The following is a 25,184-nucleotide window of genomic DNA, read 5'->3' on the forward strand; positions in this document are numbered from 1 at the left end:
CTTATAGTCCAAAGAGGCGGGCGTAGGCGGCGAGTTCGGGCGGCATATCGTGCGATAAGACTTTTTTAGCAAGCACCTTACCGAGCTGAACCCCTTCCTGATCGAAGCTGTTGACATTCCAGATAAAGCCTTGGAACATAACCTTGTTTTCGTAGTGCGCAAGCAGCGCGCCGAGCGCTTCCGGCGTAAGCGTCTTTCCGTAGATAAGGCTTGATGGGCGTCCTCCGGCAAAGCTCTTATTCGCATTTTCATCCTGTTTACCGACTGCAAAGGCCGTTATCTGCGCGACAACATTGGCAAGCAGCTTTTGCTGACTGGTAGAGCCTTCGACGGTAATGTCTTTGCCGTATTGACTTTCTTCAAAGGCGATAAACTGGAGTGGCACAATATCGGTGCCTTGGTGCAGCAGCTGATAGAACGAGTGCTGCCCGTTGGTTCCCGGTTCTCCAAAGATAACCTGCCCTGTTTTATAGCGAACCGGTTCGCCGAAGCGGTTCACCGACTTTCCATTGGATTCCATGTCGAGCTGCTGCAGATGAGCAGGGAAGCGGGAAAGCGCTTGACTGTAGGGCAGGATGGCGGTGCTGCCGTAGCCGAGGATATTCCGTTCATAGACACCGATCAGCGCATCCATGAGCGCGGCATTTTTGGTATGATCCGGTTCAAGGGCTTGCTTATCCGCTGCGGCGGCTCCGGCGAGGAGGGCGTCAAAGGTATCCGCTCCGAATGCAAGCGAAAGCACCGCGCCTCCGCATGCAGAGGTGGAAGAGTACCGTCCACCGATAAAGTCATCCATATAGAAGGATGCAAGGTATGAAGGATTGTTGGCAAGCGGACTGCTTTCGCTCGTTACAGCAACCATTTGCTTTGCAGGATTTAGTCCCGCCGCTTGCAAGAATTGCCCGACGAAACGTTCGTTGGTGAGCGTTTCAAGCGTGGTACCGCTCTTTGAAACCAAGATAAACAGCGTTGTTGATAAGTCCAGTGCGGAAAGTACCGCCGCCGCATCGTCAGGGTCTACATTCGATATAAAGTGAGCACGGAGCTTGAGCTTGTTATGCCGCTCCCCCCATGCTTTTAACGCAAGGTACAACGCACGCGGGCCGAGATCCGAACCGCCGATACCGATCTGTACAACATCGGTGAAGGGCTTACCGGATGGCGCGGTGATGGAACCGTTTCGGACAGCTTCGGAAAACTTACGGACTTTTTCCTGCTGTTCCAAATAAAAGGCACGCATATTTTTGCCGTTGTAGATAACATCGCCGCCAAGCTGTCCGCGTGTCAGATGATGCAGGACTTTCCGGCGTTCTCCGGTGTTGATTTCTTCGCCCGAAAGGAGCATTCGGTACTTTAATGTTACTTGCTGTTCATTCGCGAGCATACCGAGTTTCGTTAGGATGCTTTCGTCAACCTGCTTTGCAGCATAATTGTAGTGCAGACCGGCAGCCATCGGTATGGAGTATCGTTCTATACGGTTTGCTCCTCCGGCTCCTTTCATCCATTGTGTGAGGTCCGGTATTTGTGCTTCCTGCAAATCTCGAAACAGGGAACATTCATCTAAGTTTTTCCACATAATCGTCTCCTTTGTAGCTGTTTCCTATAAAATAAAACGCCGGTGAGGGAAGAAATTTACCGGTTATTCTTCGGAGCAGCCGGATTATCATTGGTAAGGTGTTTTTCTTTTTCAAAATGAATGAGCGCGAAGAATAATATCCCCACCAGTGAAAGCCCGATAAGCGTTGCTAGTGCCATCAGTCCTTGTGAGATAACCGCCAGCGTTACGAATATATCTATAATGATCTGTAAAATCATTACAGTAACCAATGCCCCTCGTGGCGAATAGCCGATGAGCATCAGCTTATGATGAAGGTGCATCCTGTCCCCTTCCCGTATCGGTTTTTTATCCCGTATACGCCGCCAAATTGCGGCAATCATATCGAAAATAGGCAGCATCATAAAAATAGCCGCAAAAGGAGCAGCAGCAGTTTCATATCCATCATTTCTGGGTACGAGCGGGAGTATTGCAAGTACAAAGCCGAGAAACTGAGAACCCGCATCTCCCATAAATATCTTTGCTTTAGGGCGGGAAAGATTAAAAAATAAAAAACCTATAATCGCAGCAGTCAATATGATGCAGGTATAGGTCATAGAAAAATGAGGCGGTAAATCCGTACAAAATAAAACGATATAGCTGATCAGCAATGAAGCGCTCAAACAGCCTACTTGTCCGTCGATGCCGTCCATCAAGTTTACGGCATTGGTAACACCGGCAATCCAGAGTATCGTTATCGGATACGCAAAAATACCGAAGGGGATGAAAAGACTGATAGGGCCAAAACTGATACGGGTGAAACGGAAGCCTGCGTAAACGACGATACCTGCTGCAACTAATTGAACAATAAGCTTATAGATAGCCCGCCAGTTTTTTAGGTCATCCCAAAGGCCCATAAAGAAAATTAAGCAGCCTCCGATGATAATAGCCGTAAATTGGTGGCTTATAACGATACTGCCCGGAAATGTGAAGTAGGTGATAAAGACGCTCAATACAAAGGCAGAAAAGAAACCGACACCGCCTAACCGCGGAATTTTCCCCGAATGGATTTTTCTACCGCCGACGTCATCGTATAAGTTGTGCCGTTTTGCAAAAAGAATTACAAGGTATACAAAGAAGGCTGATATGGCGCAGGGGATCAGCATCGTGAATATGATAAGCTGCACATGTGTCAGTTGCATTAAAACCTCAATGGAAACGTCATTATTAACTATTCTTACCTTTGTTCAGCGAAACCGCAACGCGCAGAATACGCAAAACTTTGTAGCAAATATGATAGCCGATTAAGCCGTAAGATACAAGTATCAGAGCTTAACCGGCTTTTATATTTTGTTATAGTGACGGGTAGGAACCTTCCCAGACAATTTTTTTATACATATCGGGATCGGTATCTCCTTCCGTAGAGAAGCACAGTATCTTTGAATTCTTATCGAGTTTTAATGCCGCGCGTAAATCCTTCATATCATCGTGCTGCATAATTGCGGATAAGAGGCCGAAGGGGACGGCGCCCGATTCTCCTGAGGTAACCGGCGCATCTCCCTTAATAGGAGCCGCAAGCATACGCATACCGCGGGCGGAAACCCAATCGGGTGCGGAAACAAAGCAGCTGGTGTTATTCTTTAGGATGTCCCAAGAAATGGTGTTCGGTTCGCCGCATGCGAGTCCTGCCATAATGGTTTGCAAGTCGCCCGTTACAAAATGCGGTTTTCCGTCTGCTGCAGTTGCCGACCGGTACAAGCAGTCTGCAGCACGCGCTTCCACGACAACGGTAATGGGGCAATTATTGGGGAACAGATTTTTAAAATATCCTTGTACGGCTCCTGCAAGTGAACCGACCCCTGCCTGTACAAAGATATGGGTGGGGCGGTCTACGCCGGCTGCCTTGAGCTGTTCGGCAGCTTCAAGCGCCATCGTACCGTAGCCCTGCATAATCCATGCGGGGATTTCTTCGTACCCATCCCATGCCGTATCCTGTACCATAACGCCGTGTTCCGTTTTTGCGGCAAGCGCTGCAGCCATACGAACACATTCATCATAGTTGACGTTTTCTATAGTAACCTTTGCGCCTTCTTTTGCGATATTATCGAAGCGGGTTTTAGTAGAGCCTTTGGGCATCAGCACGACCGATTTTTGACCGAGTTTATTTGCAGCCCAGGCCACGCCCCGTCCGTGATTGCCGTCGGTTGCGGTAAAAAACGTAGCCTGCCCGAATTCTTTCCGCAGTTTTTCACCGGTTAATACATCGTAGGGGAGTTCTGAAACATCTTTTTTAAGCTGCTTTGCAATATACTTTGCCATCGCAAAGGAACCGCCGAGTACTTTAAAAGCATTTAAACCGAATCGCCATGATTCGTCTTTGATAAATACCGACCCGACACCAAGCATATCCGCCATATTTTTTAATGGAACGAGCGGTGTTGGTGCATACTGCGGGAAGCTTTTATGAAACGCGTGTGCCTTATTGATTTCGTCTAAAGCCATTACCGCAAGCTGTTTGTTGTCCGTTTTCGGAAGCTTATTTTCCGACCACAGAATCTTCTCCATAAGATAACTCCTTTTAATCTTTTAAAATAGAGAACCGCTAAAATCCGTTTTTTTAAGGATTCTCATTCAAAAAAAAATTGTTAGAATCAAAATATTTATGAGCTAATCATAGCACAGATACAAGATATGTCAAGTTTCCCTGTATTCTAAAGCTCTTTGAGGCGGTGCCGAAACTATAAATAGATGCCGTCTGCTGCAAGCGAATAATTTTACGGAGAGCGGCACACTGCATCGTTTTTCGTTATAGTGGAGGGTAATGTATGAAATTGTATTCGATTAAAAGTAATCCGGGTGATGTATCCTATTTTTCAATTTTGAACGAAACGGATAAAGGATATTTTATCCGCATCTGCCATGATAAAGAAGGATATGAGAAAATCAGCGAAGAATTTCTTGATAATGATATGTTTGCACTCTGCCTGCGTACCGGATATATCAGCGAAGTTCCTGCCGAAGCTCACGGAGTCGCCTAATTGGTTAACAATGCTGCACCTCTCTAAATACCGAAGCTTTTAGAGGGGGGCGGGTATACACGGCGGAAACGCCGAAATTCTTATCTTTTTCTCTTGTCATTTGTATAAAAATAGTACATAGTAGGCCGTAATACGGCTGTTTTATCAGCATCATTGTCAAAAAAACGGGTAAAAGAGAGGAGCGTGTATGCGTAAACTTTGTACTATTCTAACAGGAATATTTTTAACTCTTTTATTTACAAACTGTCAGCCGTTTAAAGACAATATAGAAGACTATTTAAGTTATTGGTCGGCGGAGGTGATCGCTACGGACTACCGCATTAATCCGCCGTATTCAACGAATGCTGCCGGTGCATTGTGTGTACCGTCCGCTGGCGATGTAACGGTTACGGTTAAACTGCGTAATCCTAAAAACTTTACCCTCAAGACGCCGTCCTCCCCCGCCGATGCAGGAAAGGTTATCCGCTTTCCCGAGCTTTCGCCGCAGCCGGAGTACGGCGATACAAAAGACTATACCTTAACGCAAACGACACCCGATACGCTTACCCTTACGTATAAAAGCAGCTTTTTAAAAAAGTATGAATGGGGCACCGGAGATATCAGTCCCGAAATTACCCTCATCGCTACCGATAATGACAGAGTATTCGGTCAGAAGTTTCGCCTAAACCTCAAGGCTGACACTGCCCCTGCTTTGGAGTACAGAGGTGTCGGGAAAACACAGGTAGACAGCAAATGGTACTATGTGCTCATATTCCAAGCACAGAATATGAACGCTTCTCTGCCGTCTCCTCTTTTGCATCTGCATGGGGACATTAAAAAGCTGCACATTGCAAAAGAAGGCGGAGCAAGCGCTGTTTACACCATACAAAATATTAATTTTAGCTCCCAAACATTCAGCTGGAGCCCCGGTGATCCGCTTTTAAATACTGCAACACAGTTGGGTTTTGGTGATTATGAGGGATCCGCGCCTCCGTTCCCGGCGTCGACGGATAAATGGCTCATATACTATCAAACGGATATCGAAATATCTCCTTCGTCGGCAGCAAAAACATACACCGCACAGCTCAGCGATGCGGCGGGGCTTCGTTCAAACGAAGTTGAATGCAGTACCGTTAAAAGGAAAGTCGGACTTATAGACCTTGAGGTAACTAACCCATCCTCGCATACCTCCACACCGGGCGAAACCGGCGGACATGATCATCCGTATAGCGTAAGATGTAATGAAAACGGTGCAACGCTCAAAGCAACATGCAATACGCCCGGCGTTACTATTTCGTATACGGTTTACGACATAACAAACAGTCCGGCGGTAGAAACAAGCAAGAATTCGGGTGCTTCGCCGCTTACGGGGATACGGCTTATCGCGCCCGGCACTGTTGGGCATACAAAGCAGTATAAAGTTGTTCTTAAAGCAACGGCACCGGGATTTACCGAAGACACCCGTGATGTGTACTACACACTGACCCGTGTAGGCGACGTAACTATAGATGCTAGTACACTCAATGAGAATGGAAAATGGAAAAAACTGAGAGAGGCTGTTGAAAACGCTACCGCAGGCGACATTATCACCATAAATGGAGAAATTAAGGCAACGTCTGTCGGCTCAGGTTCAGCTGCAAACTGGGGCGAAATCACCATCGATAAAAACCTCACGATACGGGGCAAAAGCGGCAAGTATACCGACATTCTGAACGCAGATACGGCTACGACCGGCAAAACACACCGTATCTTCGCCGTGCAAAGCGGTGCAACGCTTACCCTAAGCGGCTTGACGCTCAAAGGCGGTACAGCTGTCGCAGGCAGAGACGGCGGCGGTATTTATGCAAAAGATTCTATTGTTTCTCTCTCTGATTCAACAATCGTAAACTGTACCGCGACACACGGCGGAGCTGTCTATATTGAAAACAGTACTTTTACAATAAAAGACGGTACTAGCATAACGCCCTCATCAGGCTCTGATGAAAATGCTAAAGGCAAAAACGACGTGTATCTTAAAAACAGTCAAACAATTACCATTGACGGCAACCTGACGGGAACAAGCCCGATAGCACGCATAACGCCTGAAAACTACACTGACGGTATCGTTGTGGTACAAGGGACACCATCTTTTGCACTTCCTTCAGGCTACGCTCAAAAATTCGTTATTACGCCATCCGCTAATAATAATCAAAGCTGGGCTCTCGATCCACCCGCCAATAATCAGCTCAAATTAAAAGATTACGGTGTATTCACTATTGCAGCTACACCAAGTTTAACTGGAGACAAGATTACACTTTCGTGGAAAGAGAACGGGGTATCGAAAGGTCCTTTAACAATAACAAACCAGCAGTATCGTCTTATGCTGAATCCGTATATTACCGACATAAAACTAAAGGCGGAATGCTCATCAAGCACATTCCTAAAGAAATGGACACTGACAGGAGGAGATACGCCGCCGTCCGGCTATACCGTAGAATATCCGAATAGTACAAGTGTGAAGGGAAAAACCATTACAGCAGTATTTGCCTCCCGTGCTACGCTTCCTCCAGGCTTGAACCTTTCTTCCGACGGAAAAACGATAGAAAAATATACCGGCACAGAGTCTATTATTAATTTTAATGATCGCGGTCTCGGTTGCGTTGAAGAAATCGCAGCAAATGCTTTTAGAAATGAAAGCGGCGGCAGTTTCATCAATAATACTACGATACAAGAAGTTGTATTGCCGAATGGTTTAAAAAAGCTCGGCTCGTATGCTTTTTTTGACTGTAAAGTACTAAAGAAAGTTACCATCCCAAGCGGTTTTACCGGAGATATTAACGAAGTCTTTCCAGGCTGTACTGCCTTAGAAAAATATGTGATCGCTGACGGCAATCCTCGCTACTGTCTTTCAGCTCAGAAACACCTGTGTTCGAAGAAAGAGACCGCTCCCGGCAGTTATGATCAGAATGACTTAACGCTTGTTTCGGTGGTATTCAAACCGTCAACTTATCCTATTCTGAAAATTACGGATAGCAAGATAAAAGAGATTAAAAATATGGCTGCAGAGTTTCATACCTTTACCAAGATACAAATCTCCGGCCTAGCAGATCTTTCAAAAATATACCAGTATGCTTTTTTTAAGTCTGGAGTAGGTGGATATGAAGTTACCATTAATACATCTACACCGCCTGCGCTGCCTGCAAATCCGGGCTCAGTATTTGTCGGTGCAACCAAAATAAAGGTTCCTTCCGGTTCCGTTACTGCGTATAAAACTAAATGGTCCAATTATGCCAGTATAATAGAATAGAGGGATACTAAACCGGCGGTTTGAGGTGTCCTTAAATATAGGCAGCCGTAGATCAACATACCGATGAATGCGTGATGTAAGGGATTTTTTAAAAATTGACATTTTCAAAAAATCCCTGTATCATTTTTTTATGAGCATCAACGTGTATTCTCTGGGAGCCGCAGAGGAAGTAACCGGTTCAAAGCATATTCTCGATGTCGATGGGTATTTGTATCTTTTTGACTGCGGGGCTTTTCAAGGGAAACGGGCGGAAGCCGATAAAAAGAACCGCGATTTTAATGTTCCCGCCGATAAATTAACCGCCGTTGTTCTTACCCACGGGCACTATGATCACTGCGGGCTGTTGCCGCTGTTGGGTATACACGGGTTTACCGGCAATATCTATGCGACGCCCGCGTCACGGGATATTGCCAACCTCGTGCTGATGGATTCCGCCCGTATACAGGCGCGGGATGCCGAATATTTACAAAAACAAGCAATCAAAAAACATGAAAAATTCGACTGGAAGCCGCTTTTTACCGAAGAAGATGCCGTACAAACCATCAATCAATTTGTAACGGTTTCGTATCATCGTCCCGTGTGGATCGGCCCGAATGTGCAGCTTGAATTTTATGATGCGGGGCATATTCTCGGTTCCGCAATCGCCTTTATTACGGCAAAAGATTCCGCCGGTAAGACTGTAAAAATTGCCTTTACCGGAGACCTCGGCAGAAAGAATAAATCGATTATCCGCGACCCTGATATTATCCCTGCTGCCGATTATATTATGATAGAAAGCACCTACGGAAACCGCCGGCATGAGGATATTCACAATGCGATGGAGATGCTGGAACGTGCGGTTAATGACGCGGTAAAGATGCGCGGTAAGATTATCATCCCCGCCTTTGCCGTTGAGCGGACGCAGGAACTCATCTATTATTTCCATCTGCTGACGGATCAAAAACGGATTCCGCAGATTCCCATCTATGTCGATTCGCCGATGGCGGTGAACGCAACGACTATCTTTCAGGTGCATCCCGAATGCTTTGACCAAGAAACACAGGAAGCCTTTGTCAAACACCACAAAAACCCGTTCGGCTTTAATGCGCTCAAGTTTATTACGAGTGTCGATGAATCGAAGGCGCTGAACGCGATGGAAGAGCCGATGGTTATTATCAGTGCGGACGGTATGTGTGAATTCGGCCGCATTACCCATCATCTTGCAAATAATATTTCAAAGCCTTCGACAAAAATTATGCTGGTCGGCTATATGGCGGAAAATACGCTCGGCAGACGTTTGATGAACCGTGAACCGGAGGTAAAGATATTCGGAGAATGGCATCAAGTCCGCGCGGAAATTCTTCAGATTAATGCGTTCAGCGCCCATGCCGATTATGTCGAAATGGTCGAATGGCTTGACAGCCTCGACACCGGAAGCTTGAAAAAGCTGCTGATGGTGCACGGTGAACCGGACGCACAGAGCTTTTTTCAAGCATATTTACAGGAGCATCGCTATGAATCGCATATTATGCGGTACGGCGATGTAATCGAGTTATAGCGATGCAGATTATTACCGGTTTTCATGCGATAGAAGAATTACTGCGCTCGGTTGAAGCTCAGTTGGAGAAAAAAAATTCGGAAACAAAAAGCTCCGCAACAAAGAATTCCGATGCGGGGAAAAAGATTGGCGGCGGACAGGCTGCCTCCGGCGGAAAGGTGTCCGGATTGCGGCTCAAGATCCTTTACGCCAAGCAGGGGCCGCGCGTAAAAAAGATCCTTGCGCAGGCGGAAAAACTTTCCGTAACGATAGAGCAGCGGACTGACGCCGAGCTTGACAAATTGACGGCATCCCTGCCGGAATATCTGCAAAATCACCGCGGAATTATCCTGATCGATGAACGTCCGCAGGATCAGGCGCCGAAGCTTTCTGCCGATGCACTGCTCGCCGCGCTTGCTTCCCGCGAAAAAGCCTTTGTGGTCGTCCTTGATTCAATCACTGACCCTCACAATACCGGCGCGATTATCCGCAGCGCCGATCAATTCGCTGTGGATGCCGTTGTGCTGCCCGAACGGAGATCCGCCGGAGACTTTCAGACTGTCAGTAAGATCAGCGCGGGGGCGGCGGCGTGGGTACCGCTTTTATACACGGCGAATTTGGTGCGGACGGTAGAAGAGCTTAAACGCAACGGCTTCTGGGTATTCGGCGCCGACGCCCAAGGCGACCTGCTGCCGCACACCAAGTTCCCCGACAAAACCGTGCTGATTATGGGCAGTGAAGGGTCGGGCATCAGCCGCTTGTTAAAAGCCTCCTGCGATTCTTTTACGGCAATCCCCACCTCCGGCAAACTGGACAGTTTGAATGTCTCGGTCGCCGCCGGTATTTTGATGTACGAGGTACGCCGGCAGCAAAACGGGTAGGGGAGTGCCCTATTCCCGCCGGAGTTCGGCAAGTGCGGAACAGAAGAGGGTACCGGCTTGCGCTACGTTAAGGCTTTCGATTGCTCCGCTGCCGTTGATTTTAACCAGCACATCACAGAGTTTTTTCGCTTCGGCAGAAATGCCGTGTTCTTCATTTCCTAAGACTATAACGACCGCTTCGTCCGGCTGTACCACTGACGGAATATCTTTTAGACTGCGGTATGCCCGATGATCCGCCCCTATCCGTACCAAATATCCGCTGCTCATCTTTAAAAAATGTTCGGCGGAAGGAGTGGTATACAAGGTGATAAATTCCATACCACCTTGTGCAATCCGGTAGGTGCTCGGCGTCAGCTGCGCTTGTGCATCCTCTCCGCTTATCACGATATGCTCTATGCCGAAAAAGGCTGCGCTGCGGATAACTGCTCCGAGGTTATTTGCATTTCCGACACGGTCGCACAGCAATACTGCGGCTTTTTCGGTTTCCCACCGTTTCATCTGTTCCGGTGTTACGGCAGCGACGTGGGGTGCTGCAATCATGGCGACTACCCCTTGGTGGTGAACAGAGCCGCAGAGTTTTTCCAATTCCGCATCCGACTGCACGAGCCGGTAGAGCCGTTTCCGCTGAGCAAGATATTTGCAAAGGCTGCCGAATGTTTTTACCCTGCTTCCGGCAAAAAAAAGTCTTGAAATTTTTTCAGGATGTTCGGCGGCGAGCGCTTTTACCGCTTCAAAACCGCACACCGCCAATTCTTTTTGATATAATTCACTCATAGTGCACGTTACGGCAAGGCAACCGCAAAAATAGATACGGCTGCCTTGTTATACCTCTTTTTTTACCTTGAAACTGCTTTGCGTGTGAGCTTACGCCCTTCGTTTTCCGCCTTTTCCAATTCTGCCTGTGCAATCGACAAGAGTGCGATAGGTACCGAATAAGACGAACAGGAGACATAGTTCAAACCCGCCTTCATACAGAAGGGGATGTTTTCGGGGCGTGCGCCTTGCTCTCCGCAGAGTCCGAGTTTAATGTCGGGGCGGGTGAGCTTGCCGCGTTCAATTGCGATACTGATAAGTTCCCGCACACACGGATCCAAAATTGCAAAAGGATTGCCGTCGATTAAGTCATACAACGTGTAATCCGGCATAAAGCTGTTAAAGTCATCGCGTGAAAGTCCGAGCGTTGTTTGCGTAAGGTCATTGGTTCCGAACGAGAAGAATTCCGCATAACGGGCAATTTCTCCTGCCGATAACGCCGCAACGGGCAATTCAATCATCGTGCCGATTTTGAAGTCTATCGGTTTCGCTTTGAACTGTGCGCGCATTTCCTGTTCAATCGTACGGATACCGAGGTAGGCATGCCCTTCGATCTTCTTTCCGTATGCAATTTGTTTAAGCTCACGGAAATTCATGATAATTGGAACCATGATTTCAACGTGCGTTTCAACGCCTTCTTTTTGCAGTTTGTAGGCTGCTTCAAAGATAGCGCGGACTTGCATTGCGTAAATTTCAGGATACGAGATTGCGATACGGCAGCCTCGGTGTCCCAGCATGGGATTTACTTCCGCACAAAGCTCGATTTTTTCCGACAATGCTTTTTTAGTAACGGTTTTTTTGTTTCTTTTTTAAGGTAATCGATAAATTCGTTCAGCTCCGCGTCATTATGCGGTAAGAATTCGTGTAACGGAGCATCTAACAGGCGGATGGTAACTTCACGTCCTGCCATAGTCTTAAAGATACCGTAAAAGTCTTCCATTTGAACTTTTTGGAGCTTGTTTAAAACTTTAATACGTTCTTCCGTTGTTTCGGCAAGGATCATCTCTCTAAAGGGATTGATACGCTTTGCCTCAAAGAACATGTGTTCGGTACGACACAGCCCGATACCTTCGGCACCGAAGCTGACTGCTAAGGCAGCATCGCGGGGACTGTCGGCATTAGCACGGACATGGAAGTCTTGGATAAACGAACGGGTAAGATCAATAAAGTCAAGCAAGCCGGATGTCTTGGGATCAGGTTCGATCAGTTCTGCCGCTCCGAAGTATACGGTCGATTCGCCGTAATAGGGTACTTGCAAGGTGATGTAATCCCCTTCCTTAATGGTAATACCGTTAATGATAGCTTTGTTCGCCATAATTTTCATGTCGGGGCGTACCAATGAGATTTTCCCATATTGGCGTGAAACAACGGAGGCATGTGCCGAATAGCCGCCTTCATTCGATAAAACACCGGTAGAAACTTCAATCGCCTTTACATCGCCTGCATAACTCGCCGGTAGGCAGAGAATACAGCGGGTATCAGCGCTTTGCAAACGTGCAATATGCTGGGCTTCAATCAGTGCGTCAGCACTGAAGTATACGCGGCCGACTGCCGCACCCGGCGCGCCTGCGATACCGCCCTTTGAATGCTGGAGATTTTTGACGCTCGACATATTGATAACCGGATGTAATATTTCATTTAACTGCCCCGGTTTGACATTTTTTACGACATATTCAGCATCAACGATTTTTCGATTGTACAAATCGAGGAGGAAGTGTACCAATGCAATCGTGCTTTTTGCTTCAACGGATTTTTGCTCGATAAGCCATAGTTTTCCTGCTTCAATCGTAAACCGGATTTCGCGGACATCTTTACTATGATCTTCCAACCGCCATGCAATAGCTTCCAATTGCTCAAGGTATACCGGCTTTATGTCGTTAATATCTTTTCCGAGGGCATCCACTTCATCAAATTTTTCTTGGAAGAACATACCCTGTAATTTCTTTTCACCGGTAACGATATTGCGGCTGAAGAATCTGCCGGAAAAGGATTCCTTGTCATAGTTACCGTATACTAAGGGCTGAATCAATAATGCGACATCATTTTCATTATCAGGTTCAAGACTGAGCAGGGTGCTGATGAGCTGGATGGTTTGATTGAGCTGTACTTCTGCAGTGCTAAAAAACTCCTGCGGCAGATACGGTTGGTACTTATCCATAACGGTAGTACCGGATTCGTTTCGTTTTTCTTTCTTCAGTTCATTTTCAATTTTTTCCAGCTGTTCTTTATAGAGGTGCTGTTTTGCGTTGTCTTCCTGTAACTCTGCAATCTTAAATAAAATTGAAAAGATACCGCGCAATAAGAACAGAACTTCGTGACTTGCAAAATCTGTTCCGACTTTCTTTTCAAAGCCGCCGATGGTTGTTTTTGCCAACCCGAAGTTATGGAGCGTCGGATAGTTGGCGATAACAAGGTTGGGCGAAATAACGAGCTTTAATAAAAGAGGATTTTCCGGATCACCGAATTCTTTTTTAACCGCTTCGCCCATTTTCTTTAAGAACGGACGCAGTGGCGATAACACATTTGCCTGTTGCAAGGTTTGTGTAATAGTTGCATCCATGACAAGACCCGGTACGATAGGTAATCCGAGTTCCGAAAATTCATTCAGCTGGCGTCCGCGGATACCGAGAATTGTTTTGTCGATGTTGCTTTTAAGTGCTTCTTTATTAGTAAAAAAATGGATTGATTTAGACATATTCATAATAAACTCCTAGAAAAGGTTAAGGACGGTGCTGGGGGAACCGCGCAAAAAGGCTTCAAAACGCGGACTTGCGCCTTCTGCAAAATATTTGGACAATTTTGATAAGTCTTTAATTTCCTCACCTGCAACGGCAAATTGGATGCTGCTGCCGTGCTTTACCTTTCCCCATTTAAACAACGTATTGATATCGACAATCTGCTCGCCGTCATAGAATACGATAACCTTATTATGCGGATAGCGTGCATTGTAGCTGCGGATAATCCGCTTCCATGCTTCGACGTTGCCGTTATGAAACAGTTCGTTGGTAACAACAACCGAAATTTGTTGAGAGATGCGGGTTTTTCCCGATGGAACCTGCATTTGAGCGGGGGCTGCCGCCTGTTTTGCTTTTGCAGGACTTGCTGCTGCTGTTTTGGCTTTTGCCGTTGCCGGAGTTTTTACCGCTTTTCGCTTTCGCTCTTTTACCGGCTGTTTTTTTGCTTTAGGTGCAGTAAATACAAACGGCCCGTTCAAAAGTTTTGCAGGAACCGACGGGGTTGTACCACTTAAGAGGTCAAAAAATGCGTTGAATACCTTTTCTGCAACAGAAGTTTCTATTATGCCTTTATCTTGTTTTCCGACATAAATATTTAAGAGTTCATTTTTTTTCATCGTTTCAAAAAGAGACGCATTTGCAGGATTTTTAGGGTTTATCACCAAAAAGCCTAAGTCAGGGTGATGATAACCGATTACGATATCGATTCCTTTCCATTTTGCTGCTTCTGTGATGATATTCATCGGCGTCGTAGTGATTTCTCGGATGTTTTTAGATATAACCTTATATCCCCACATATCGAGTAGTATAACAGATAAAAACGCCGGAATTTCTTCATTTATTAATTCTTTGTTTTCAAGTAATATACTAATTTCATCGGCAATATTTTTTTTAACATTGCTGGCATCCAGAAGCGATAGAGCATTCTGAATATGTGTTACAGAGGCATTAAACCCCTGCTTTGTAGCAAGCGGTACATAAAATCCTAATGAATCGAGCATTCACTTCTCCTTTGCATCGCAAGGATGGTTTTAGAAGCATTGATTAAAAAACGTCCTTGCATTTACTTTCAGTCTTATGGGAAAAACAATTCCTTCAGGAATCCTTGAATAACACGGAATGTAAGTTCCCTATAGATAAAAGCCCTCCGAAACGAGCGTTTCAGGGGGCTTTTATACATAACTTTAACTTATTGCCATACGATAAGCTTTACAGGGTTCTTACACCGGATTTGCGTCCCCGGCGTCCTTTGCTTGCCGTACTATCAACAGCACCCGCTTTCTTCGTTTTAGCGGTACCTCTGCGTCCGCGGGTTGCGGCCGGTGTTCTGCTCACGGTTTCAGCGGCAGGTGCCTCCAAACTCGGAGTTTCGTTTAACACATCGAGGAACTGAGCGCGCCCGCTCGGTGTTCCCGCAGCAGGTTCATCCTCTTCGCCTGAACCGAAGGTCTGTGCAATATCTGCACGAACTGTTGAGCGGCGGCGGCTGAAGGAAGCAAATGCCTGATCCATAAAGCCTTTGGAAACGCCATGGAGGAATTCGTTTAAGACGTTTGCCATACCGTCAAGAGTTGCCTTCTTGCGTTTGATGGAGGTGATATCCACGTCAAGCAAGAGACCCGGCTGCATGTGGAACGGGTTGATGAGGTAGTCGAACTTGTTGAATTCAGCCTCGAGGAAGGCGAGCCGTTCTTCCATAACACGGCGTTCAACAGGGTACTGATAATCATACATTTTCTTGAGCCGTTCACGCATGATTACAAGCTTCTTGCGCATCTTGTCTTTTTCGTAGACAAACGTGCGGTTCATTTTTTCGACGTCGGTTTCAGCTGCATTGACAAACGAAATTTCGTCCCAGACTTTTGCAATATCCTTATAGGCGGGTTCACCCTTCGGCATCTTGTACTTCTTCTGGATGTGCTTTTCGTAGAGCTTTGCCAAATCGCCGAAATCGGTAATACGTACCATGAACTTCGACTTGTCATACTGGGTCTGTAATACGTCCCAGAGGTGCTCGACTTCGGTTTCAAATGAACGAACCATAACCTCATACGCTTTGCGCTCTTCAAGCAGCTGGGCATTATCGTAGTAGCGTAGACGAATCTGGTAGCGTTCGTCGGGGAGGTTTGCAACGTTCGTATCATCGTATTCGCGCAACAGCAACTCACGGGCGTTCTTCAAGTTTTCAATGTACTGATATCCCATCTTAGAGGTGTCAAGAATTGAAGTTAACGAGTTAATTGCCGTGTTAAAGCCGCGGTTACGGATGTTTTCGATATCGATGATGTGTTTGATATTCTCACGCACATTGAGCTGATCGAAAGTCTCCGGATCAATTTCCGCTCGCAAGTTTGCGATGCGTTCCATCAATTCCTTTGAAACTACCGAATAGCGCTTGCTTTCAGGATTTTCAACATCATCGTCGGTAACATCGAGAACTTTTCCCATCTTCTTGAAGATGATTTCACTGTCGGTCATCTCTTCTTTGCCTTCGTCGATAAGTTCATCTTTTAATACTTCGATTTCTTTATCGATGAGGTTCATCAGGTGGCCGGAGAGCAAATCTTTGATTAAGTATTCAACCGTTGCCTGATACTGGAAAATCGGGCTGATAAGCTCGGTGTCGAGAATGTTGACTGAAAGTTTTACATCTGTTACCGTTTTGGGCTTAATGATGTTGTCTTTAAACGCACACTTTACAATTGAGTAAGCGTTTTCACCGCGGACGAAAGCACCGACGTCGGTTTTCTGACGCAGAAGCGAATTGGTCAGTGTTTCCAAATCGTTGATTCCGCGCTGTACGTGTCCTTGCAGGTGTCCGTACATATTGACGATCGATTTTTCGATTTCACCGGTATTGAACTTATCGGCGCCGCCGACTTCATCCAACAGAGTTGCGATCTCTTTCGGCGTGTAGCGGTTCAAAACCTTCATTTCTTCCCTATCGATAAATCCGCGGACTTTTTTGAGCATTTCATCTTCTGCGGTTACCATATAGCGGTTGAACATATTCTGATAGTTCTGGTTAAAGTAATTGTATAACTTTTCCTTTAAACCACCCATTATATCCAATCTTTCAAGAACATCTTTGGGTAGTTTTGTTGATAAGTGATGCAATACTTTATTGGTCTCTTCTTCAATCAGCTGATTCACTTCTTTTTGCTGATCGCGGTAATCCTGCGCCAACGAATTCCTAGAACCGACAGCACTGGGCTTTTCGGGATGGAATACATTTGGACTTTGAGGTAAATCTAAACTTGCCATCTTACTGTCTCCTTATTGCAGTAGATTTATATCCGTGACGGATATACTAACACACTTCTCATTATAAGGCTATTTGATAAAATGTAAAGGCTTCTCCCCCCTTTTTACTTTCTTTTTTTGTAATACTATAGGTTATATCTAAAAACACGGTGTATTTTTAGAAGGGTGTTATACAATATCTGTAATGAAAGGAGTTATTATGTTGAAAATCAAATCTATTTTCTTTGCTGTTTCTTTTTTTATTATTTCTTTTACGGTATTTGCCGGTGAAAGAACTATTCCCGTCGATATTTTTTTGATGATTGATAAATCGCAATCAATGAATGAACCCGGTAAATTCGAGAGTTTGCATAAATGGGTACGCGATACGCTCGTTGCCGAAATGCTGATACCTGATGATTGGATAACTGTCTGGGAATTTTATGAAAAGCCTCATGAATTACAAACATTAGTTATTAAAAATGAAAACGATCGTAATTCATTGATAAAAACAATCGACAATATTACTCCCAACGGTGCATTTACCGATATCGGCAGTGCATTGGATGCAATCCAAGATTCATTAAATAAACGAGGAAAAAACAACCGATATAAAATTTTATTATTGGTAACGGATCTTGAACAAGATGCGCCGTGGACATCAAAATATCGCGGAAAACAGGAATCGTTTAAAAGTCCGTATCTTGCAGAAGCGCGCATTATCAAACATGATAATTGGTACGAAATAACACTGGATATGGATATTCAGGATAAGGTTGTTAAAACGACTCAAGAACTCTATACGAATATTATTGATAATAAGGGAGTGCCCCGTAGTAATGATGACCAAAATAAAGTGCTTATCACCGAAGAAAAAAAATAAATTGCGGAATTATAAAGCAGGGCGTTTTTAAAGATGAAAAAATTGTTTTATATACTTTGCATTGCGGCGGTTATTGTTATTATCGGTCTATTGACTTATCAGCGTATTGTTCGCCAACGGATGCAGGTAATACCACGGAATGCTCAAACAATTATTCCCGTTGCGCCGCAATTGCATCAGCAAGAAGTTTCCGCTTCGGAAGTAATACCGGAAACCGTACAATCGGTTATTACGCTGCTCAGCGATGAGGTACTTGTTGAGGATATACAAGCGGATCTGAATGGTGATAATAAAGAAGATAAAATTATTGCTGCAAAAAAATTATCCGATCAATTCATCTATCTTTTTATATTTTTACAGGATAATGATGCTTACACTTTTACAAGAGCGGCAGAAATAAAAACGGAAGCAACCCATGCGAAAACGCTTTCCGTTTATACGTTAATGGTACAAGAGTACCCATATCCTGTTATAGCGTATAATGGAATGAATGCCGACAGTATGCAGGTTTTCGGTATGTATGCGTTGGAAATCGATGACAATAAAATGATCAGTATCAATTCTTTAGCCGGTATACAAGCGGACGGTCAAATTATACTGAAAAATGAACAGAATAATTCGATTTCCGATTATACGATATCTGCATATTATTCCGATAAAGATGCTCCAAATACGCTCAACCAAATAGAAAAACAATATACATGGAATGCTAAAAAAGAATCTTTTGTGCAAACAAAAGAAATAAAGATTCCCGGAAAAAGAATTGAAAGTCAATTTCTTCAAAAATTTCAAACAGGGGATAGTAATTCTTTTCAAGAATTTCTTGATGGATTATGGTATCAGCCAAGTGCAAAAAGAGATCAAAACCGGAGTATCTTTTTTAACCGGTCAGAAAATGAAATCATTTTTTCCGTTGATAATATTCAAGAACTGTTCACTATTGATTCGATAACACCGCGCAGATTCGGTATTTATTTTTCTACAAAAAATGCTTCTATTTCGAGTATTCATCGGCGCATCAGTATTGAGTTGATTGGAGTTGATGAGGTGCATGTAAGAGTTATCGATGATATTGCACGTTTGAAAATCGGTGTTGCATCAAACTGGGATGGAACATACCGAAAAATAAGCAATACCGTACGAGAAGTGCAGAGCAGTACCATGCTTGACAATATAAAAAAGATATTAACTGCGGATGAAAAAACATGGGCAAGTGCAGAGGGTTATTCTTTATCTTTTTCGGATAATTCGTATCGCTTGCTGCAAGATACGGTGCAGCAATTAGGATGGTATACGATTTTGCAGATAAAAGGTAATACTGTGTTGCAGCTTAAAGACACTGAAAATAATGAGCGCTTTTTTAGTCTTATACTTGATAATGCCGGTAAGCGATTAAGCTTAATAGAAGTTTCCGTTACGTTGAGCGGTATTACACCGATTGGAAAATCACCGCTTATATTTGAATAAGCTTTTGAGATGCATACCGTAACATATCCGCGAGGCAGAGCTTTTGTATAAAATTCTACCTCGCGGAATATCGCAGAATACCGCGTCTTGACTTTGACTGTTTCGGCAGCGGAATGTGTTTTATCTTATCGTTTTACAATAACGGCAGTACCTTGACCTCCGCCGATACACAGAGAAGCAAGACCGAGCTTTTTATCCGATCGAATCATTTCGTGCAGGAGGGTTACTAAAATACGATTGCCCGAAGCTCCTACCGGATGTCCAAGCGCAATGGCGCCGCCGTTGACGTTCGTTCGTTTTAATAGAGCATCACGATCAACACCGTGCTCCTGTACCAATTCATGGATAACACCTAGAGACTGAGCCGCAAATGCCTCATTCAATTCAATCAGTTCCATATCGGAAAGTTTCAGCGATGCATAGTTTAATGCATTACGGATTGCCGGAACGGGACCTAATCCCATTACGAGCGGGTCGACGCCGCCTTGCCCGATGCCGATAATTTCCGCAAGAGGTTTTAGGTTATATTTCTTTACGGCTGCTTCACTTGCAATCAGTACAAAAGAAGCTCCGTCATTTATTCCCGATGCATTGCCCGCTGTAACGGTACCGTCGCTTTTAAAGGCAGGTTTGAGCTTTGCAAGTTTTTCGAGGTCGGTGGTACGATTGGGGTATTCGTCGGTGTCAAAAACGATATCGCCTTTTTTATTATGGATGATAATCGGAACTATTTCGTTTTTAAATTTGCCTGCATCGATAGCGGCAATCGCTTTTTGCTGGGAGGCGAATGCAAATTCATCCTGCTCTGCTCTGGTAATATTGAATTTTGCCGCGATGTTTTCGGCTGTAATTCCCATGTGGATATTTGCACGGGCATCGGTTAAGGCGTCATAAATCATGTGATCGACCGCCTGCCAGTTTCCCATCTTATTTCCGCTGCGGGTATTTGCGGGTACGAGATACGGAGCAAGAGACATTGATTCTACACCGCCTGCAACAACAATATCATTAAAGCCCGCTTGAATAGACATGACCGCTTCCATAACCGTCCGCAAGCCGGAACCGCAGACCATATTGGTTGAATGAGCGCACACGGTTTCGGGGATTCCCGCTTCCAATGCGATGGTACGTCCGATATTTTGTCCGAGTCCGGCGCCGAGTACGTTACCGCAAATAAGCTCCGAAACCTGATCGGGCTTTACCTTTGCATCTTCCAGCAGCGCTTTTACTACTGCTGAACCCATGTCTTTAGGCTGTACGGCGGATAATCCGCCGAGGAATTTCCCGATAGCAGTACGTTTTGCACTGACAATATACGATTTTGATAATGTCATTTTTGACCTCCTAGAAATCCGGGGAATATGTTTACGTTAAAGAAAATTTCTAAAAACTTTGGTTTATGAAGTAATTTAGAACTATCCTTTAGTTAGGATAAATCCCCTGTATGATTCTATCATATCACGCTTACAACAATCTGACTATATTAGGCGATCAGGGTAAACGCATCAGGCGGTTTTTTATCAGCCCTAATTATTCTACGAGAATGTTTTCTTGTATGACGGTTTGCTCTTTGATATAATTCGGAACAATTTAGAATGAATTTCTAAAATACACATTGCAAGGAATATCATACATGGAAACACTCTGTCTGCGTCCGCACCATCTGTTATGCACCCGTGCATTTAAAGGTAACGGCTATTCTCCCGCATTTGTTGAAAATATGCAGCGTGTTATCGATCGGTTAAAAACCGGCTGCGATATTACCTTAGTGACAGGCGTCGATGCCATTTGCGCCCTATGTCCCGAAAGAATCGGCAATCACTGCCGCTCGGAAGCAAAAGTAATGGGCTTTGATGAAGCTGTTCTATCGCAGCTCGGATTGGAAAGAAAAACATATACTTATACCGAAATAGAAAAGGTACTTACAGCCCGATTAACCGAACCCGTATACGAGTGCATTTGCCGTGGCTGTGAATGGAAGCAAACCGGCATCTGCTGTTACGCTGATGTAAAACGGTCTTTACTCGCAAAATAAAATATGGAATGCTATAATAAAAATACAGTGCATTTTTGAAAGTAAGATGAAACTGTGACGATCGGACTCAAGATGTCTGATTTTTACGGTGAATTTCAGCGGAAATTTTTTTTTAATTTTGCACAGCACAGGAAAAACTCAAAAAATTTGACTTTCTTTAGCCAAAAATCTCCAAAAGTCGCATAAGGACTGTAGGAGGCAAATATGCAAAAATTACCGAATATCCCAATGCGTTTCACCGCACGAAACGACTACGCATTCAAAAAGCTCTTTGGTACCGAGGAAAATAAAGACATCATGATTGAATTCCTCTCTTTGGTTACCCTTTTGAGCACAGATGATTTTGACGATGTTCGTATCGAAAACAGTGAACAGATTCCCCGATTCTACAACGATAAAACCGGGCGGCTCGATATAAAAATCCGCTTACGCGACGGCCGTAAAATCGATGTAGAGATGCAGAATACCTATTTTGATTATTATCCTAAACGCAGTATCTTTTACTGTTCTAAACTGATCCATGAACATTTTATGAGCGGCTTCCAGTATGCGCAGTTGAAAAAGTGTATTGCAATCAATGTGCTGAATAGCCCGTTTAAGCTGAGTGAAAAGATACATTCAATCTATCAGATACGGGAAACGGAAGAACAAACACTCTTGGATGAGCTTTTGGAGATTCACTTTTTAGACTTAACAAAGCTGCAAAAAGAGAATTTGACAAGCCTAGAAAAATGGCTTATGTTTATCAAAACAGACAGTAAGGAGGAGCGGTCTATGCTCGCACAAGGGAATCCTGTAATGGCGAAGGCAAACAAAGTAATGGATATCTTTTATCTAGATGAGCAAGAGCGGAAGCGGTATGAGGCAGCGTGGGAATATGAAAGCGACCGGCTCTCGATGATAAGCGAGTCTGAACGGAAAGGTCTTGAACGCGGGAGAGCTGAAGGCAAATCGCTCGGTCTTGCCGAAGGTTCCCGCCAAAAAGCGCTCGAAACGGCAAAAACCATGCTTACAATGGGCTATCCCCTTAGCGATATTTGTAAAATTGTAGGACTCCCTCAAGCAGAAGTGGAAGCACTTAAATAAATTTTAATTTAAGGAATGATGAATTTTTGATGTGAATTATAGTAATTTTTCCAGCCATTTTCCTCCAAAAGTCGCATAAGGATTGTAGGAGGCTGAAAATGAGCAAATCCCACAGCAGCCCAATGCGGTTCACCGCTCAAAACGACTACGCATTTCTTTCCATTGTACATCCGTGTACACTTGTACATCCGTGTACACTTTTAATGATGCAACGAAGTAGATGCGCCGTATATTTTCAAAAGATTGACTGATTTTGTCCCGAACACTATAATAGCCCGATATGAAACGAAAATTGATTACTTCAGCCCTTCCTTATGTGAATAATATCCCGCATCTCGGGAATTTAATTCAAGTCTTGTCCGCCGATGTCTTTGCGCGTTTTTGCAGGCTCCGCGGATATACGAGTTTATATGTATGCGGTACCGACGAATACGGTACGGCAACCGAAACAAAGGCCCTCGAAGAAGGGAAAACGCCGCGCGAATTGTGCGACTACTACCATGCGATCCACCGCGATATTTATCATTGGTTCAATATTGCGTTTGACTACTTCGGACGCACCTCCACACCTCAGCAAACAGAAATCGTTCAGGGGATTTTTAAAGATATTGAAAAAAACGGCTTTATAAAAGAACATTCGATGGAACAGCTCCATTGTGCACACTGTAACCGCTTTTTGGCAGACCGCTATGTACGCGGTACCTGTCCTCACTGCGGTTACGAAGATGCGCGCGGCGATCAGTGTGAAGCCTGCGGCAAGCTGCTGGAGCCGACCGAACTAAAAGCTCCCCGCTGTTCAACCTGCGGAGCTGCGCCGGAGCCGCGCAGTACCAAGCACCTCTACATCGATTTGCCGGGCATTGTGCCGCAGTATGAACCGTGGATGCAGAAAGCAAGCGTAGAAGGGCAGTGGAGCAACAATGCCGTGCAGATGACCAAGGGATGGCTGCGCGACGGTTTACAGGAACGCGCCATCACCCGCGACCTGAAATGGGGCATCCCTGTTCCGAAAGCGGGTTTTGAAGATAAGGTATTCTACGTTTGGTTTGATGCCCCGATTGGCTATATCTCTATTACAAAATGCTTTACCGATTTAACCGGAGCCGATTGGAAAAACTGGTGGCTTGAGCAAAACGACATCGAGCTGTTTCAGTTCATTGGAAAAGATAATATCCCCTTCCATACGGTGATTTTCCCCAGCTCACTCATTGCATCGGGGAAGGATTGGGTAAAGCTCCATCATATTTCAAGCAGCGAGTACCTCAACTACGAGTCCGGCAAATTCTCCAAATCGAAGGGGATCGGCGTGTTCGGCTCCGATGCTAAGGATTCAGGGATTCCGGCAGATATGTGGCGCTTCTACATCTTCTATAACCGCCCCGAAAAGAATGATGCCCTGTTTACGTGGAAGGATTTTCAGGAGCGGGTAAACAGCGAGCTGGTGGGGAACCTGTGTAATCTGATAAACCGGACGCTCACCTTTGTGTCGCGTTATTATGACGGCGTTATCCCGCAGCGGGATGGGATGGCTTTCGCCCGTGAGGATGTCCGTGCGGTAACGGAAGGCTTGCGTGCTGCAGCAAAGTATAGCATTGAAAAAATTACCGCACTGCTTGAAGAAGCGGAACTGCGCGATGCCTTCCACGAGCTGTTTACACTTTCCTCAGTTGCCAACAAGGCGTTCCAAGACGGAGAGCCGTGGAAAAACCGCGAGGCTGATCCCGAAAAAGCGGAGGCGCTCCTCTTTGAACTGTGCTATTTAATCAAGGATTTGCTGATATTGATGCACCCGTATATGCCGGAATACGCCGATGCGGTTGCGTCGTTCTTAGGTATTAAGATATGGTCGGGCAATGTCTTTGACTGGGAACATCCCGTACAGCCCCGTCCTGAAAATACCCTTGCGTGGAAAAACCTCTTGGAGCGGAGCGGTTTGGAGCGGGTGCAAAAGCCTGCAATCATCTTTAAAACGCTGGAAAACGATGCGATTGCAGCATATCGTGAGCGCTATGCAGGCAGTCAAAAGGAACGTGCCGCGCAAGCCGGAAAACAGGCTGCGGGAAAGCAAGCAGGCGGAGAACAGGGCGGAAAAAAACAGCAGAATGCGGGAAGCAAAAACGAGAAGCAGAAAGCCAAGCCGGAATGGGCGGATATTTCTCCCGAACAGCTGTTTACCGATTATATTTCGTTAAAAACTGCGAAAATCCTTTCTGTGGAAAAACATCCCGATGCGGATAAACTCTTTGTGGAAACCATTGACGATGGATCGGAAGGTGGGCGGGTTATCCTTTCCGGCTTAGCGCCGTATTTTGCGCCGGAAGAGCTGGTTGGTGCGGATATTATCCTCGCAGAAAACTTAAAGCCGCGGAAAATGCGCGGTATTGAATCGAAGGGAATGCTCTTAGCGTCTCATTATACCGATGCGGACGGAACCGAGCGGGTTGAACTGGTCGGAATGCCCGGTGCGGCTGCCGGTACACCGGTAATGCTGGGAGATGCCGAAGCAGCTACGTCGCCGGTACAAAAACCGCAAGCTATTGATGCGGAGATGTTCTTTGCGGTGCCCTTTACGGTAGAAGATTTCCGCGTATGCGCTGCCGGAAAACAGCTCTTGGTAAACGGCAAACCGCTCGTAATGAAGCACGTTAAAACCGGTACGGTACAGTAACAGCGCAGATATCTCCGTGA

The 25,184-nt window shown here is 45.2% G+C and carries 17 protein-coding genes and 1 pseudogene; 10 read left to right on the forward strand and 8 right to left on the reverse strand.

Annotation, left to right across the window (positions count from 1 at the left end; all coding sequences use genetic code 11):
- Position 1: 1 nt before the first annotated feature.
- From QI63_RS09795 to dpaL, 3 genes are all read right to left on the reverse strand, one after another.
- Positions 2–1,576: a glucose-6-phosphate isomerase gene (locus tag QI63_RS09795; RefSeq protein WP_044015947.1), complete on the reverse strand. Its 1,575-nt coding sequence runs from the start codon at positions 1,574–1,576 to the stop codon at positions 2–4.
- Between the two features lie 56 nt (positions 1,577–1,632).
- Positions 1,633–2,736 carry an MraY family glycosyltransferase gene (locus tag QI63_RS09800; protein WP_081984435.1) on the reverse strand — a complete coding sequence of 368 codons (1,104 nt, stop codon included), beginning with the start codon at positions 2,734–2,736 and terminating at the stop codon, positions 1,633–1,635.
- A 151-nt stretch (positions 2,737–2,887) separates the two neighbouring features.
- Positions 2,888–4,099, reverse strand: coding sequence for a diaminopropionate ammonia-lyase (dpaL, locus tag QI63_RS09805; protein WP_044015949.1), 1,212 nt, complete (start codon positions 4,097–4,099; stop codon positions 2,888–2,890).
- A 260-nt stretch (positions 4,100–4,359) separates the two neighbouring features.
- On the opposite strand from dpaL, the gene QI63_RS09810 reads away from it, so the two are divergent.
- From QI63_RS09810 to rlmB, 4 genes are all read left to right on the forward strand, one after another.
- Positions 4,360–4,572 carry a hypothetical protein gene (locus QI63_RS09810; RefSeq protein WP_044015951.1) on the forward strand — a complete coding sequence of 71 codons (213 nt, stop codon included), beginning with the start codon at positions 4,360–4,362 and terminating at the stop codon, positions 4,570–4,572.
- Between the two features lie 187 nt (positions 4,573–4,759).
- A complete protein-coding gene (locus QI63_RS12470; protein WP_052185537.1) occupies positions 4,760–7,837 on the forward strand; it encodes a leucine-rich repeat protein in 3,078 nt (1,025 codons plus the stop codon).
- A 130-nt stretch (positions 7,838–7,967) separates the two neighbouring features.
- Positions 7,968–9,374: an MBL fold metallo-hydrolase RNA specificity domain-containing protein gene (locus QI63_RS09820; protein ID WP_044017304.1), complete on the forward strand. Its 1,407-nt coding sequence runs from the start codon at positions 7,968–7,970 to the stop codon at positions 9,372–9,374.
- Positions 9,375–9,376: 2 nt separating this feature from the next.
- Positions 9,377–10,234 (forward strand): 23S rRNA (guanosine(2251)-2'-O)-methyltransferase RlmB, encoded by an 858-nt coding sequence (rlmB, locus tag QI63_RS09825; RefSeq protein ID WP_044015953.1) that lies wholly within the window; start codon positions 9,377–9,379, stop codon positions 10,232–10,234.
- A 9-nt stretch (positions 10,235–10,243) separates the two neighbouring features.
- Here the strand turns inward: rlmB and QI63_RS09830 are convergent, their stop codons facing one another.
- The 4 genes and pseudogenes from QI63_RS09830 to cfpA all read right to left on the reverse strand — a co-directional run bounded on the left by QI63_RS09830 (position 10,244) and on the right by cfpA (position 17,046).
- Complete coding sequence (locus QI63_RS09830; RefSeq protein WP_044015955.1) at positions 10,244–11,008, reverse strand: TrmH family RNA methyltransferase; 765 nt, start codon at positions 11,006–11,008, stop codon at positions 10,244–10,246.
- Positions 11,009–11,070: 62 nt separating this feature from the next.
- Positions 11,071–13,748, reverse strand: a pseudogene (locus QI63_RS09835) (putative PEP-binding protein).
- Positions 13,749–13,757: 9 nt separating this feature from the next.
- On the reverse strand, positions 13,758–14,783 hold the full coding sequence (locus QI63_RS09840; protein ID WP_044015957.1) for a hypothetical protein: 1,026 nt from the start codon (positions 14,781–14,783) through the stop codon (positions 13,758–13,760).
- Positions 14,784–14,991: 208 nt separating this feature from the next.
- Positions 14,992–17,046, reverse strand: a complete 2,055-nt coding sequence (gene cfpA / locus QI63_RS09845; protein WP_044015959.1) for a cytoplasmic filament protein CfpA — start codon at positions 17,044–17,046, stop codon at positions 14,992–14,994.
- A 199-nt stretch (positions 17,047–17,245) separates the two neighbouring features.
- Here cfpA and QI63_RS09850 point away from each other — a divergent pair, with 199 nt between their 5' ends.
- The gene (locus QI63_RS09850) at positions 17,246–17,908 is read left to right on the forward strand and encodes a vWA domain-containing protein (RefSeq protein WP_044015961.1); all 663 of its coding nucleotides are present in this window, start codon (positions 17,246–17,248) and stop codon (positions 17,906–17,908) included.
- Between the two features lie 33 nt (positions 17,909–17,941).
- Positions 17,942–19,375 carry a pallilysin-related adhesin gene (locus QI63_RS09855; RefSeq protein ID WP_044015963.1) on the forward strand — a complete coding sequence of 478 codons (1,434 nt, stop codon included), beginning with the start codon at positions 17,942–17,944 and terminating at the stop codon, positions 19,373–19,375.
- A 125-nt stretch (positions 19,376–19,500) separates the two neighbouring features.
- On the opposite strand, the gene QI63_RS09860 is transcribed toward QI63_RS09855, so the two are convergent.
- A complete protein-coding gene (locus tag QI63_RS09860) occupies positions 19,501–20,709 on the reverse strand; it encodes an acetyl-CoA C-acetyltransferase (RefSeq protein WP_044015965.1) in 1,209 nt (402 codons plus the stop codon).
- Positions 20,710–21,008: 299 nt separating this feature from the next.
- Between QI63_RS09860 and QI63_RS09865 the strand changes: the two genes are divergently transcribed.
- The 4 genes from QI63_RS09865 to metG all read left to right on the forward strand — a co-directional run bounded on the left by QI63_RS09865 (position 21,009) and on the right by metG (position 25,164).
- Entirely contained in the window at positions 21,009–21,410 is a 402-nt protein-coding gene (locus tag QI63_RS09865) for a DUF1284 domain-containing protein (RefSeq protein WP_044015967.1), read from the forward strand.
- Between the two features lie 204 nt (positions 21,411–21,614).
- The gene (locus QI63_RS09870) at positions 21,615–22,496 is read left to right on the forward strand and encodes an Rpn family recombination-promoting nuclease/putative transposase (RefSeq protein ID WP_044015969.1); all 882 of its coding nucleotides are present in this window, start codon (positions 21,615–21,617) and stop codon (positions 22,494–22,496) included.
- A 98-nt stretch (positions 22,497–22,594) separates the two neighbouring features.
- Positions 22,595–22,747 (forward strand): hypothetical protein, encoded by a 153-nt coding sequence (locus QI63_RS12975; protein WP_158506664.1) that lies wholly within the window; start codon positions 22,595–22,597, stop codon positions 22,745–22,747.
- Positions 22,748–22,776: 29 nt separating this feature from the next.
- The gene (gene metG / locus QI63_RS09875) at positions 22,777–25,164 is read left to right on the forward strand and encodes a methionine--tRNA ligase (RefSeq protein ID WP_044015971.1); all 2,388 of its coding nucleotides are present in this window, start codon (positions 22,777–22,779) and stop codon (positions 25,162–25,164) included.
- The last annotated feature ends 20 nt before the right edge of the window (positions 25,165–25,184 follow it).

The sequence above is a fragment of the Treponema sp. OMZ 838 genome (genome assembly GCF_000775995.1).
Taxonomy (GTDB): domain Bacteria; phylum Spirochaetota; class Spirochaetia; order Treponematales; family Treponemataceae; genus Treponema.